Genomic DNA, 12,291 nt, shown 5'->3' on the forward strand with positions numbered 1-12,291 from the left:
ATAGGTGAGGCTTACCTAAGTACGTCAACCTTTGTCGCATACTCGGCTGAGTCACATCCCGAAGTTCACCAGTTCGACGGGTACCGCTCCGTGCGTCGTACCCGTCGCTCGAGCTGTGCGGCGAGCGCGAACAGCGTCGCCTCGCCGCCCGGGCGGCCGATCAGTTGCACTCCCATCGGCACCCCGGTCTCGGTCTCCGACACGGGCACCGTGATCGCCGGGAGTCCGGCGACGTTCACGAAGGAGGTGAACGGGGTGAACTGCACCTGCTGCGCGAAATTGAGTTCGCCGTCATCGGGGTCGTACCAACCGACCGGCCTGGGCGTCATGGCGAGCGCCGGGGTGAGCACCGCGTCGAACGACGAGAACCGTCGGATGACGCGCTCTTCGAACCTGGTCAGCCACGCAAGCGCCTCGGCGAGTCGACGCGCCGGTACTGCGCGGCCACGCAGCAGCAGCCAGCGCGTCAGCGGTTCGAGGAGCGCCTCTGGATCGCCGTCGACGGGAATCGTGGCGGCACCCGCCTGCCAGATCGTGCGGAACGCTTCCGCATACTCGGGCTCGGGAGCCGGCGCCATCGCCTCGACGCCGTGGCCGAGGCCGTCGAGCACCTCGATGCCGAGTTCCAATGCCGCCCGGGCTTCCGGTGCCAGGCCGATCTCGTACGACTCATCCCATGGCGAATCGGTCATCACTCCGATTTGGAAGCGCCCCTCGCCACGGATCGCGGCGCCGAGGTACGGCCCGTCGTCGCCGGGCGCCCGCACCGCGTAGCGATGCGCCGCGGGATACCCGGTCGGGGCGATCAGGCCGTCGAGGAGGAGGGCGGCGTCGGCGACGGTGCGCGCGATCGGGCCGGCCACGCCGAGCCCCGCGAGACTCGTGAGCCCAGACCCAGCCGGAACCCGCCCACGCGACGGCTTCACCCCGACGAGACCGCAGGATGCCGCGGGGATGCGGATCGACCCGCCGCCGTCGGAGCCCGGCGCGAACGGCAGCATTCCGGATGCCACGGCCGCCGCCGCTCCCCCGCTCGAGCCCCCCGCGCCGAGCGAGAGCCGCCATGGGTTGCGTGCCGGCGCCGTGCCGACGCCCTCGGTGTACGAGGGCAGCCCGAACTCGGGCGTCTGGGACTTGCCGAGACTCACGGCACCGGCCGCATCGACGGCCTGAACGAGCTCATCGGAGATGTCGGGCACGAAGTCGGCGAAGACCCGCGACCCGAACCGCGCGGGCACCCCCGCCCGCAGGTGCAGGTCCTTGTCGGCGAGCGGCAGCCCCCAGAGCGGCGCGGCCTTCGGCACCTCGGCTTCGACCCGTCGCGCCCGCTCGAGTGCTGCCTCGGGCGTCACGGTCGCGAACGCGCCCACCTCGGGGTTCAGCCGCTCGATGCGGCCGAGGTAGTGCTCGGCGAGTTCGACGGGCGAGATCTCACCTCGTTGCAACAACTGGTGGAGTTCGAGAGCCGTGTGATCGTGCAGCGCCGTCATTCCTCGAGCCTACGACGATGCGCCGCGCGCCATCCGACGCCTATTTCAATGTCTTCTGCATCAGCACGGTGCCGAGCCAGCGCTCGAACTTGAAGCCGACGCGGCCCATGCGCCCGATCTCGTCGAAGCCGAACTTCTCGTGCAGGGCGATCGACGCCTCGGCGCCCTGATCGGCGATGACGGCGATCATCTCTTTGAGACCGGCCTCCTTCGAACGCTCGATGAGGGCGGCGAGCAGCACTCGGCCGAGCCCCTTGCCGGATGCAGCGGGGCCGAGGTAGATCGAGTTCTCGACCGTGTAGCGGTACGCGCGTTTCTGCCTCCACGGCGAGACGAGGGCGTAGCCGAGCAGCTGGCCGCTGGGCGACTCGGCGACGAGGAACGGCATGCCCAGCTTCGACAGGTAGGCGAACTTCGCCTTCCACTCCTTCAGCGTCATGGCGTCTTCGTCGAAGGTCACAGTCGAATTGGCGACGTAGTAGTTGTAGATCTCGCGCACCGCCGGCAGATCGGCGGCCCGCGCGTCGCGGAGCGTGTGCTCGAAGGGCGCCTCGGCCGGCGGCGGGGTGCGAAGGTGGGGCGGCAGTACGCGACGCTCCTGGTATTCCTCTTCGAGCATGCCGCCAAGAATACTCTCGCCGTGTTGCCGTCGAGTTACGCGGCCGAACGCCTGCGCGGGCGCCTGTTCAGGCGGGCAGGCTCCAGTCGACAGGCGCGGAGCCCTGCGCCTCGAGCAGCGCGTTCGCCCGGCTGAACGGTTTGGAACCGAAGAATCCGCGCGAGGCCGAGAGCGGACTCGGGTGCACCGATTCGATCACCGGCGTGTCACCGAGCAGCGGCTTGAGGTTCTGCGCATCCCGCCCCCAGAGGATCGCCACGAGCGGCGTGCCCCGCGCCACGAGCGTGCGGATCGCATGTTCGGTGACCGCTTCCCACCCCTTGCCGCGATGCGAGGCCGGGGCGCCGGGGCGCACGGTGAGCACTCGGTTGAGCAGCATCACGCCGTTCGCGCTCCAGTGGGTGAGGTCGCCGTGCGGCGGCGGCGCGACACCGAGGTCGTCGGCGAGCTCGCGGTAGATGTTCTGGAGGCTGCGCGGCACCGGCCGAACGTGCGGGTCGACGGCGAACGAGAGCCCGATCGGATGCCCGGGCGTGGGGTACGGGTCCTGACCGACGATGAGCACCCGCACGTCGGCGAGCGGTGCGCCGAATGCGCGCAGCACCCGGTCGCCCGCCGGCAGGTAGCCGCGGCCGGCCGCGGTCTCGGCGCGCAGGAAGTCGCCGAGCTCGGCGATCTTCGGCGCCACCGGTGCGAGGGCGGTGGCCCACTCGGGGTCGATGAGCCCGGTCGAGGCGAGTTCGTCGAGCGCCATCGCCATGTCAGGCACCGGCCATGTCGCGGTTCGGTCGTGGCGCCGGGGTCGAATGGGCGGTCACGCCGCCCCGACCCGGGCCTCGACGGGCGGCAGAGCCGACCACGGGAAGACGATCCAGCCGTCGGTGCGGCGGTAGTCGAAATCGGGTGCGAGCACGGTGTGCGACTTCGTGTAAAGCGTCGCGGTGCGCACATCGGCGCCTTCGTCGCTGAGCAGGCCGAGCACCTTGGCGAGCGTACGGCCCGAGTCGGAGACGTCGTCGACGAGCAGCACCCGCTTGCCGCCGAGGGCGGGCGCATCGAGCATCGGCGGGTGCAGCACCGGCTCGGGCAGGCGCTCGTCGATACCGGTGTAGAACTCGACGTTGATCGAGCCGCACGCCTTCGTGCCGAGCGCGTACGAGATCGCCCCCGCGAGCAGCAGTCCGCCACGTGCGATCGCGATCACGACGTCGGGTTGGAAGCCCGAGCGCAGCACGTCGCCGGCGAGCGATCGCGCTGCGTCGCCGAACTCGTCCCAGGTGAGGATCTCACGTTGCACAGCGTCGATTCCGTGCGCGGCGTCATTGGCATCGAAGGTCATGTCTTCAGCGTATCCGCCGCGCAGCCGTGCCGAAGGGCGAGCGGATGCCGCGGCATCCGCTCGCCTCAGGCCTCGCCTTCGGCCGGGGGCTCGTCATCGTGGTGGTGCGCCTCGCGAGCCTGCCCGACACGCTCGTTGATGAGCGAGATGATCGTCGCCGATGCGGTGCCGACGATCGCGACGCCGCCCGCCATGAGGAACACGGCGTAGAACCGGCCTTCGGTGGTGATCGGGTACATGTCGCCGTAGCCGACCGTGGCGACGGTGACGACGGCCCACCAGATCGCATCGCCGAACGTCGTGATCGTCGCGCCGGGCGCGTTCCGCTCGGCCTGCAAGGTCGCGAGGGCGATGAAGTACACGAACACGACGGCGTAGCTGGCGGCGTAGATGATGATGTTGGTACGCACCGCGGCTCCGCTGCGACGCTGCAGGTACGGCACCTGGCGCAGGAGGGTGAGCACGCGGAACGCCCGGAACACGGGGACGATGGCTGAAAGGACATCGATCGGGTGAGTCCGCAGGAATGCCCAGCGCCCGCCGCGTGGTGTCAACACGACGCGCACGACGATGTCACCGACGAATACGATCCACGTGACGAGGAGCATCCAGAACAGCAGCGCATTGGGGCCCCGAGGGATCCAGGGCGTCAGCACGTAGACCGAGTACGCGACGATGAAGAGCACGCCGAGCACGACGAGCAGCACCGTGGTGCGACGCTCCCACGCGAGTCGGCGCGGGGCGGGCGGCTCCGGCTTGGGCGTCATGACGATTCTCCGCGCACGACCAGTGGACCCTTCGTGAGCCGGTACGGCGCCGCCTGCGCAACGGGTTTCACGATGATGAGGTCGAGGTCGACGTGTCGCGGTTTCATCACGGCGTCGGCGATGACCGCGGCGATGTCGTCGGCGACGAGTGGTTCGGGAACGTCGTCGTAGACGGCATCGGCCCTCGCGCGATCGCCGCCGAAGCGCACGAGCGCGAACTCGTCGGTCCTCACCATGCCGGGAGCGACCTCGATGACCCGCAGCGGCTCGCCGTTCAGCTCGAGCCGCAGCACCTCGGTGAGCGCGTGCGCGGCGAACTTCGCGGCGTTGTACCCGCCGCCGCCGACGTAGGCGGTGTGTCCGGCGATCGAGGTGACGTTGACGATGTCGGCGACGCCGCGCTCGATGGCGCCCTTCCGCAGCAGCGGAAGCAGTGCGCTCGTCACCCGTTTCAGGGCGAGCACGTTGACCTCGAACATCCACGCCCAGTCGTCGATCTCGGAGGCCTCGACGGAGTCGAGCCCCTTGGCGCCGCCCGCGTTGTTGACGAGGGCGTGCACCGGGCCGGTCGCGGCGAGGCGGTCGCGGAGGCGGTCGACGTCCGCTTGCTTCGTGAGGTCGGCCACGACGACGGATGCCCCGGTCTCGGCTTCGAGCGCCCGCAGCCGGTCTTCCCGCCGGGCGACACCGACGACGTCCCACCCGGCGGCGCGGAACGCGCGCACCGTCGCCTCCCCGATGCCCGAACTCGCTCCCGTGACGACGACCCGCAGTTCACTCATGCGCCCATTCTGCCGTGCCCGCTCGCGTTCCTTCAGCTGTGCCCGCCCGCGTTCCTTGAGCCCGTCGAAGGGACACCCCGCCCCACCTCGCTTCGACAAGCCCGGCGAGCTGATCGACAATGGACTGATGCACACGAGGCCGCAGGCGACCCCGCACCGACGCAAGCGTGTCCCGCTCTGGGACAACGCCCGGTGGATCGCGATCACCCTCGTGGTCATCGGCCACGGCATCCTGCCGCTCATCGGCGAGTCCGACAGCGCCTACAGCGTGTACCTGTTCATCTACTCGTTCCATGTGGCCGTCTTCGTGACGGTGAGCGGATACTTCGCGAAGTCGGGCCCGCCGAACGCACGGGCACTGCGCCACATCCTCACCGACATCGTCTTCCCGTTCCTCATCTTCGAGACGATCTGGACGGTGATCCGCTGGACTCTCGGCGGCGAGTTCTCGCTCGACTACACGACGGCGTCGTGGACGCTCTGGTTCCTGATCGCCCTCGCGGTCTGGCGCATCGTGCTGCCCTACCTCGTACTCCTGCGCTACCCGCTGCTGATCGCGATCGCGATCTCGATCGGCGCCGGGTACACCGAGACGATCGACGCCACGCTCGCCCTGTCGCGTACCCTCGGCATGCTCCCGTTCTTCGTCTTCGGCTGGAAGCTGCGCCAGTGGCAGCTGACCGGGCGCTGGCTGGAGCTCCGTTCGGCGGTGGCGTGGCGCTGGCGTGCCGGTGCGATCCTGCTCTTCGGCGCGACGCTCGCCGTGATGCCCGTAGCGATCGAGACGTGGCGAGACCTGAAGCTGCGCCGCTTCATGCTCTACGACGAGTCGTACCAGGCGATCGGGTACGACGAACCGTGGTCCGGCGCCATCCGGCTCGGGCTGCTGCTCTTCGCGATGGCGCTCGCCGTCGCGTTCCTCGTGCTGATGCCGCGTGGCACGCACTGGTTCACGCCGTTCGGCACGGCCACCATGTACATCTACCTGCTGCACACCTTCGTGCTGTTCCCGTTCCGCGAGAGCGGCATGCTCGCCGGCGACCAGCCGTTCTGGGTGCTGCCGGCGATGATGGTCTTCTGCGTCGGCATCTCGATCGTGCTGTCGCTGAAACCCGTGCGCCGGATCTTCCGGCCGCTCGTCGAACCGCGCGCCCGCTGGTTGTTCCGGCCCGAGCCGTCGACCGCGACGGGCACGATCGTGCTGCCGCCCGACCCCGACCACAAGTAGGCGTATACCACGCGTGACGCCGTGTTGCGCCATCCGTTGCCCGGCGAGCCGTGCCCGCCTAACGTGGGCTCGAAGCCGCGGCGTACCCGCGCGAGACGACTGAGGAGACTTCCATGAGCGACACCGCCGACTGGCGTTTCGAGACCAAGCAGGTGCACTCGGGCGCGGCACCCGACCCCGTGACCAACGCGCGTGCAACGCCGATCTACCAAACCACCTCATACGTGTTCAACAGTGCCGAGCACGCGCAGAACCTGTTCGCCCTGGCGGAGTTCGGCAACATCTACACCCGCATCCAGAACCCCACGCAGGCCGTGGTCGAAGAGCGCCTCGCCGCGCTCGAGGGCGGCACCGGCGCGCTCCTCGTGGCGTCGGGCCAGTCGGCGTCGACGTTCGCCGTGCTGAACATCGCCCAGGCGGGCGACCACATCGTCTCGTCGTCGTCGATCTACGGCGGCACCTACAACCTCTTCAAGTACACGCTCGCCAAGCTCGGCATCGAGACGACGTTCGTCGAGAACCAAGACGACCCCGATGAGTGGCGCCGGGCCGTACGACCGAACACGAAGCTCTTCTTCGCCGAGACGATCGGCAACCCGAAGATCAACATCCTCGACATCCGCCAGGTCTCAGACGTCGCGCACGAAGCGGGCGTGCCGCTCGTCGTCGACAACACGATCGCGACGCCGTACCTGATCCGGCCGTTCGAGCACGGCGCCGACATCATCGTGCACTCGGCCACCAAGTTCCTCGGCGGCCACGGCACGGTCATCGGTGGCGTCATCGTCGACGGCGGCACGTTCGAGTGGTCGAAGAACGTCGAGAAGTTCCCGGGACTGACCGAGCCCGACCCGTCGTACCACGGTGCGAGCTACACCGCGGCGGTCGGCGACGGCCTGGCCTACATCATCAAGGCGCGCGTGCAGCTGCTGCGCGACCTCGGTGCCGCGATCGCGCCGGCGAGCGCGTGGCAGCTCATCCAGGGCATCGAAACGCTGTCGCTGCGCATCGAGCGCCACGTGCAGAACGCGCAGGAAGTCGCCGAGTGGCTCGACAACCACGCCGACGTCGCGAGCGTGAACTACTCGGGGTTGCCGTCGAGCCCCTGGTACGCGGCGGCCAATACCTACGCTCCGAAGGGTGTCGGCGCCGTGCTCTCGTTCGAGCTCAAGGGCGGCGTGGATGCCGGCCGGGCGCTCGTCGACAACCTTTCGCTGTTCAGCCACCTCGCCAACATCGGCGATGTGCGCTCGCTCGTCATCCACCCCGCGTCGACGACGCACTCGCAGCTCACGCCCGAGCAGCAGCTCACGAGCGGCGTGACGCCGGGCCTCGTGCGCCTGTCGGTCGGCATCGAGAACATCGACGACCTGAAGGCCGACCTCGAGGCGGGCTTCGAGGCCGCGCGTGCCGCCACCGAGGCCTCCCGCGTCTGAGTACCGCGACACGAACGACGGATGCCGCGAGCTCACGGGCTCGCGGCATCCGTCGTCTTGGCACGCTCCGATCACCGAGAGGTCGCAGATGGCGACCACGGCGTCGTCTCCGTCACCATCTGCGACCTCTCGACGAAATTCGACCTTCGACCTTCGACCTTCGACCTTCGACCTTCGACCTTCGAGACCGGCGTAACAAAGCACGCCGGGCCGCTCGCCTCGGCAAGAATCGAAGCATGGACTGGCAGACGAGGGCTGACGCGGTGCCCGCGAGCATCGTCACCGAGGCGCGGGCGGCGTCGCTCGCCGGCCGGGCGCCCACGACCGGCGCCTGGCGTGAGGGCGACCCCGTCGGCGACCGGCGGTTCGTGAACATCGGCGATGTCGCACTCGACTCCGGCCGCACGCTGCCGGCCGCCCGAATCGCCTACGAGCAGTGGGGCACCCTCTCCCCCGCACACGACAACGCGATCCTCGTGCTGCACGCGCTGACGGGCGACAGTCACGTGATCGGCTCGGCCGGGCCGGCGCACCCCAGCGCGGGCTGGTGGCCAGGAGTCGTCGGTCCAGGGCTCGCGATCGATACCGACCGTTGGTTCGTGGTCGCCCCGAACGTGCTCGGCGGATGCCAGGGCTCGACGGGCCCGGCGTCGCTCGCGCCCGATCGGGCCGAGTGGGGCACCCGGTTCCCGTTCCTCACGATCCGCGACCAGGTGCGGGCGCAGATCGCGTTCGCGCGCGAACTGGGCATCGAGCGCTTCGCGGCCGTCGTCGGCGGCTCCATGGGCGGGATGCATGTGCTCGAGTGGGCGATCATGGCACCCGACTCGGTCGAGCGAATCGCCGTGCTCGCCGCGCCGGCTGCGACATCCGCCGATCAGATCGCGTTGAACTCGGTGCAGATCGAAGCGATCCGCACCGACCCGGCGTTCCGCGGCGGCGAGTTCTACGACGCCCCCGACGGCGACGGCCCGACGCGAGGGCTCGCGCTCGCCCGTCGCATGGCGATGCTCAACTACCGCACCGCAGCCGAACTCAACCAGCGGTTCGAGCGCAGCTGGCAGTCCGACATCGACCCATTGAGTGGTGAGGGTCGCTTCGCCGTCGAGTCCTACCTCGACTTCCACGGCAACAAGTTCACCCGCCGCTTCGACGCGAACAGCTACATCGTGCTCACTCAATCGATGAACTCGCACGATATCGGCCGAGGCCGCGGCGGGTCCGCCGCCGCACTCGCACAGGTCGAGGCGCGCAGCCTCGTGCTCGGCATCGACAGCGACCGCTATTTCCCGCTGGCCGGGCAATTGGAGGTCGCGGCCGGACTGCGACACAGCATCCATGGGGATGCCCCGGTGCTCGTCTCGTCCGAGTACGGACACGACGCCTTCCTCATCGAAGACGAGGCGATCGGGGGTGCGCTCAGCGCACTGCTCTCCTCATAAGCTCGCCATCCTTCACGGCGCCACTCACGCCTCACGGCTCGACTCCGCTACTCTTCGAGAGTGACGGTGCCCGTTTCAACGGCCGCCGGCCATGCCGAGGGGGTGGCAATGAAGCGCATCCACAAAGAACGCGACCGGCTGCTGCGGCGGCTCGCGCAGGTCTCCGGGCTGAGCGGAGCGATCGGCGCGCTCGCCTGCCTCCTCGTTCCCGGAGCGACTTCGGGCAACGAGTTGACTGTGGCAGCGCTCCTGAGCCTCGGCTCGGCCGTCTTCATCGCCCTGCACGCCGTGCGCGGCGCACTCGCCCCCGCTTTGGCCGCTGCGGCGTGCTCGATCGCCCTGATCACCCTGCTCGGCGTCGCCCCCGTGCTCGATCCCATGTCCGTCGCCGCGATGGCCATCACGGCCAGCATCACCGCCGCCTCGTTGGCCATTCCGCTCATCGTGCGGCCAAATGGACCGTACCTCGTGCTCGGTCTCGCCGCGGCAACCCTGATCGCCGTCGGCGTCGTCGCGATCACGGGGCACCAAGTGGCGACCGTGGCGATCGGCACGTTCATGGGCTGGGCCGCGAATGCCTCGATCGGCATCTGGCTCGACCGTGCCATCGCGTCCGCGTCCGAACGCATCAACGAGGTCGGCCGCGCGCACGAAGCCGAGCGGCTGGCGAGCGAACTCGAATCGCGGCAGCGTCAAGATGCACGAGTGCTCCACGACACCGTGCTCGCGACGCTCAGCCTGCTGGCCCACTCGGGCGTCGGCGTCGGCGCAAGTGCGTTGCGCCAGCAATCCGGCGACGACGCCAGGCTGCTGAAGCAGTTGCGGCTGGGCGCACGCATCGACGCCGGGTCGAACGCGATCTTCTCGCCCGAATCCGACGACGACACGCTCGGCATGACGTTCGAGTCCGTGCGCCAGCGCTTCGCCCGCATGGGCCTCGACGTGAACTGGCACGGAGCCGGCCGGCTCGTCCTCCCGCGCGATACGCTCGACGCGCTGCTCGGGGCCCTCGGCGAGTGCCTCGAGAACGTGCGTCGTCACTCCGGCGTCACCGAAGCCGATGTCACGGTGAGCGACGACGATCGCACGGTGCGTGCGATGGTGACCGACGCCGGCACCGGTTTCGAACCAGATGCCATCGACGGTGCACGGCTCGGCTACGCCGAATCGGTCGTCGGCCGGCTGGGCACCGTCGGCGGTCGCGCCCGCATCTTCTCCTCACCCGGGTCGGGCACGACGGTCATGCTCGAGGTGCCGAAGCCATGAGCGAGCCGCAGATCGGTGCATCCACCTCCACCCGACCGTTCCGGCGACCGACCCGCTCCGCGCGGGCCGCGGGCGATGTGCGCGAGAGCCATGGCGGCCGTCGGCTGGCCACCGGCATCACGATCGCCTCCGCATTCGTCATCGGCGGGCACCTCACGCACGCGGTGACCTTGGCGCCCCTCTTCCCGCCCGGCCCAGGACCGTGGCAGGCATGGCTCGCGGTGGGCATCGTCGTCGGCATCGGCGTGCTGTCACGGGTGGTGTCGCGCAATGCTCCGCTTCCCGACTGGCTCTACGTCACCCTCCTCATCGCGCTCATCGCTCCTGTGTGGCTCGACCTGAGCGCCACCCAAGGTCTGCTGCACCTCGGCGTGACCCCGACGGCGGCGGCAGCGGCAGGTGCCGTGCTCATGCCGGTGGCGGCCATCAAGGGTACGAAGGTCCCGGTGCTCGTCGCCGGCGCGATCGGCGTCGTTCTGGCCGCGGCGGCGCTGCTGCAGCTCGAGTCGGCCGGCGCCTTTACCGTCACGGCACTCGTCGTCGCGGCATCCGCAGTTCTGCCGGTCGTCATCGCGGCGTTGGCGATCAACGGTTTCCGCCGGCTCGTACGCCGCGAACTCGATCTCTCACTCGTGCAGAGCACCGTCGCCACCCCGCGGACCGCGGTGGGCATGCGCGCCTCGGAAGAGCTCGCCCAACTCGACTTCGACGCCGAGACGCTGCTCGACGACGTCAGCTCGGGGCGCATCGCCATTCCGCTGCCGTCCGAGTCCGCTGAACGCGCGGGCGACCTCGCGGCGCGACTGCGGGTGCGGCTCATCGAAGGTCGTAACGACACCTGGCTGCGGCACGCCGTCACCGAGTCCGCGTACCTCAGCAACCGGGTCACGCTCGATGATCCCGACGGGCTGGCCGGCCTGCTCACGCAAGACCAACGAGACGGACTGCTCCTCGCACTGTGGTTGCTCGTCGGCGAGCAGCCGAAGGGTGCCGGCGACGTCGCTGCCCACGTCTCGTGCCGCGAGCCGGTCGAGACTCCGGGCCTCGCTGCAGACCCCGACGCGCCTGATCTGCGCCTCTCGATCGAGGTCGCCGGTGTCAACCGGCGACGCGTCGATCCCGCAACTTGGGACGCACTCGGTAGTGTCGGTACACACGATGTCGTTGCGGCACCCGAGACCTTCCGCATCGACGTCGACTGCCGGGTCGACCCGATCGTGCCAGCAGGAGTTCCGGTCGCCCGTGGGGCGACCCGTTCGAGGGGAAGCTGAATGGTCGACACCGCACCACCGATCCGCCTGGCGATCGTCGACGATCACCGCATGCTCCTCGGAGCGCTCTCCGAATGGTTGCGCGGCGCGGCATCCGATATCGAGCTCGTCGCCGCGGTCCCGTCGTGGTCCGAGCTGCTCGCCCATCCCGACTTCCCCGTCGACGTCGTGCTGCTCGATCTCGACCTTCGCGACAACATTCCGATCTCGCTGAAGCTCTCGATGCTGAAGTCCGCCGGGGTGCAGACGATGCTTATGAGCACGTACTCCGAGCCTGCCGTCGTGCGCGAGGCGCTCAGCTCGGGAGCACTCGGCTACCTCGTCAAGTCCGAACCGGTCGAGACGATCATCGAGGCGATCCGAGCTGCACGCATCGGCGAGTCGTACCTCACCCCTGAACTCGAACTCGCCCTCACCGAAGCGGGCACCGCACCGAAGCTCTCAGCGCAAGAACGCCGGGTGATGGCGCTCTACGGCGCCGGCCAGCCCGTGAAGGCCGTGGCCTTCCAGCTCGGCATCTCCGAAGAGACCGCGAAGAGCTATCTCAAGCGCATCCGCGAGAAGTACCGGGCAACGGGTTACGACGTCGGAACGAAGGTGGCGCTGCGTAAGCGCGCGATCCTCGACGGCATCCTGCTGCAGTCCGACTGA

At 69.1% G+C, this 12,291-nt stretch carries 11 protein-coding genes and 1 pseudogene; 6 read left to right on the forward strand and 6 right to left on the reverse strand.

The window, feature by feature from the left end; all coding sequences use genetic code 11:
- Positions 1-65: 65 nt before the first annotated feature.
- From AC1C2R_RS01335 to AC1C2R_RS01360, 6 genes are all read right to left on the reverse strand, one after another.
- Complete coding sequence (locus AC1C2R_RS01335) at positions 66-1,490, reverse strand: amidase (RefSeq protein WP_495378678.1); 1,425 nt, start codon at positions 1,488-1,490, stop codon at positions 66-68.
- 40 nt (positions 1,491-1,530) lie between these two features.
- Positions 1,531-2,109: a GNAT family N-acetyltransferase gene (locus AC1C2R_RS01340; RefSeq protein ID WP_495378679.1), complete on the reverse strand. Its 579-nt coding sequence runs from the start codon at positions 2,107-2,109 to the stop codon at positions 1,531-1,533.
- Positions 2,110-2,176: 67 nt separating this feature from the next.
- On the reverse strand, positions 2,177-2,869 hold the full coding sequence (locus AC1C2R_RS01345) for a uracil-DNA glycosylase (RefSeq protein WP_495353171.1): 693 nt from the start codon (positions 2,867-2,869) through the stop codon (positions 2,177-2,179).
- 54 nt (positions 2,870-2,923) lie between these two features.
- Positions 2,924-3,448, reverse strand: coding sequence for a phosphoribosyltransferase (locus AC1C2R_RS01350; RefSeq protein ID WP_495350738.1), 525 nt, complete (start codon positions 3,446-3,448; stop codon positions 2,924-2,926).
- 65 nt (positions 3,449-3,513) lie between these two features.
- On the reverse strand, positions 3,514-4,215 hold the full coding sequence (locus tag AC1C2R_RS01355) for a potassium channel family protein (RefSeq protein WP_495378680.1): 702 nt from the start codon (positions 4,213-4,215) through the stop codon (positions 3,514-3,516).
- Entirely contained in the window at positions 4,212-4,997 is a 786-nt protein-coding gene (locus tag AC1C2R_RS01360) for an SDR family NAD(P)-dependent oxidoreductase (protein ID WP_495378681.1), read from the reverse strand. The genes AC1C2R_RS01355 and AC1C2R_RS01360 overlap by 4 nt, the downstream gene beginning before the upstream one ends.
- A 127-nt stretch (positions 4,998-5,124) precedes the next feature.
- Between AC1C2R_RS01360 and AC1C2R_RS01365 the strand changes: the two genes are divergently transcribed.
- The 6 genes and pseudogenes from AC1C2R_RS01365 to AC1C2R_RS01390 all read left to right on the forward strand — a co-directional run bounded on the left by AC1C2R_RS01365 (position 5,125) and on the right by AC1C2R_RS01390 (position 12,291).
- Entirely contained in the window at positions 5,125-6,225 is a 1,101-nt protein-coding gene (locus AC1C2R_RS01365; RefSeq protein ID WP_495378682.1) for an acyltransferase family protein, read from the forward strand.
- Positions 6,226-6,335: 110 nt separating this feature from the next.
- Positions 6,336-7,661 (forward strand): annotated as a pseudogene (locus tag AC1C2R_RS01370) (bifunctional o-acetylhomoserine/o-acetylserine sulfhydrylase); the annotation flags it as partial.
- Between the two features lie 236 nt (positions 7,662-7,897).
- On the forward strand, positions 7,898-9,103 hold the full coding sequence (metX, locus tag AC1C2R_RS01375; protein ID WP_495353172.1) for a homoserine O-acetyltransferase MetX: 1,206 nt from the start codon (positions 7,898-7,900) through the stop codon (positions 9,101-9,103).
- A 108-nt stretch (positions 9,104-9,211) separates the two neighbouring features.
- Positions 9,212-10,369, forward strand: coding sequence for a sensor histidine kinase (locus tag AC1C2R_RS01380; RefSeq protein WP_495350742.1), 1,158 nt, complete (start codon positions 9,212-9,214; stop codon positions 10,367-10,369).
- Positions 10,366-11,640 (forward strand): hypothetical protein, encoded by a 1,275-nt coding sequence (locus AC1C2R_RS01385; RefSeq protein WP_495350743.1) that lies wholly within the window; start codon positions 10,366-10,368, stop codon positions 11,638-11,640. The genes AC1C2R_RS01380 and AC1C2R_RS01385 overlap by 4 nt, the downstream gene beginning before the upstream one ends.
- Entirely contained in the window at positions 11,641-12,291 is a 651-nt protein-coding gene (locus AC1C2R_RS01390) for a response regulator (RefSeq protein ID WP_495350744.1), read from the forward strand.

The sequence above is a fragment of the Agromyces sp. Y182 genome, from assembly GCF_059445385.1.

Excerpts from the sequence above, each read along its gene's own strand:
- AC1C2R_RS01335 (WP_495378678.1), bottom strand. The coding sequence starts at position 1,490 with ATGACGGCGCTGCACGATCACACGGCTCTCGAACTCCACCAGTTGTTG.
- AC1C2R_RS01340 (WP_495378679.1), bottom strand. The coding sequence starts at position 2,109 with ATGCTCGAAGAGGAATACCAGGAGCGTCGCGTACTGCCGCCCCACCTT.
- AC1C2R_RS01345 (WP_495353171.1), bottom strand. The coding sequence starts at position 2,869 with ATGGCGATGGCGCTCGACGAACTCGCCTCGACCGGGCTCATCGACCCC.
- AC1C2R_RS01350 (WP_495350738.1), bottom strand. The coding sequence starts at position 3,448 with ATGACCTTCGATGCCAATGACGCCGCGCACGGAATCGACGCTGTGCAA.
- AC1C2R_RS01355 (WP_495378680.1), bottom strand. The coding sequence starts at position 4,215 with ATGACGCCCAAGCCGGAGCCGCCCGCCCCGCGCCGACTCGCGTGGGAG.
- AC1C2R_RS01360 (WP_495378681.1), bottom strand. The coding sequence starts at position 4,997 with ATGAGTGAACTGCGGGTCGTCGTCACGGGAGCGAGTTCGGGCATCGGG.
- AC1C2R_RS01365 (WP_495378682.1), top strand. The coding sequence starts at position 5,125 with ATGCACACGAGGCCGCAGGCGACCCCGCACCGACGCAAGCGTGTCCCG.
- metX (WP_495353172.1), top strand. The coding sequence starts at position 7,898 with ATGGACTGGCAGACGAGGGCTGACGCGGTGCCCGCGAGCATCGTCACC.
- AC1C2R_RS01380 (WP_495350742.1), top strand. The coding sequence starts at position 9,212 with ATGAAGCGCATCCACAAAGAACGCGACCGGCTGCTGCGGCGGCTCGCG.
- AC1C2R_RS01385 (WP_495350743.1), top strand. The coding sequence starts at position 10,366 with ATGAGCGAGCCGCAGATCGGTGCATCCACCTCCACCCGACCGTTCCGG.
- AC1C2R_RS01390 (WP_495350744.1), top strand. The coding sequence starts at position 11,641 with ATGGTCGACACCGCACCACCGATCCGCCTGGCGATCGTCGACGATCAC.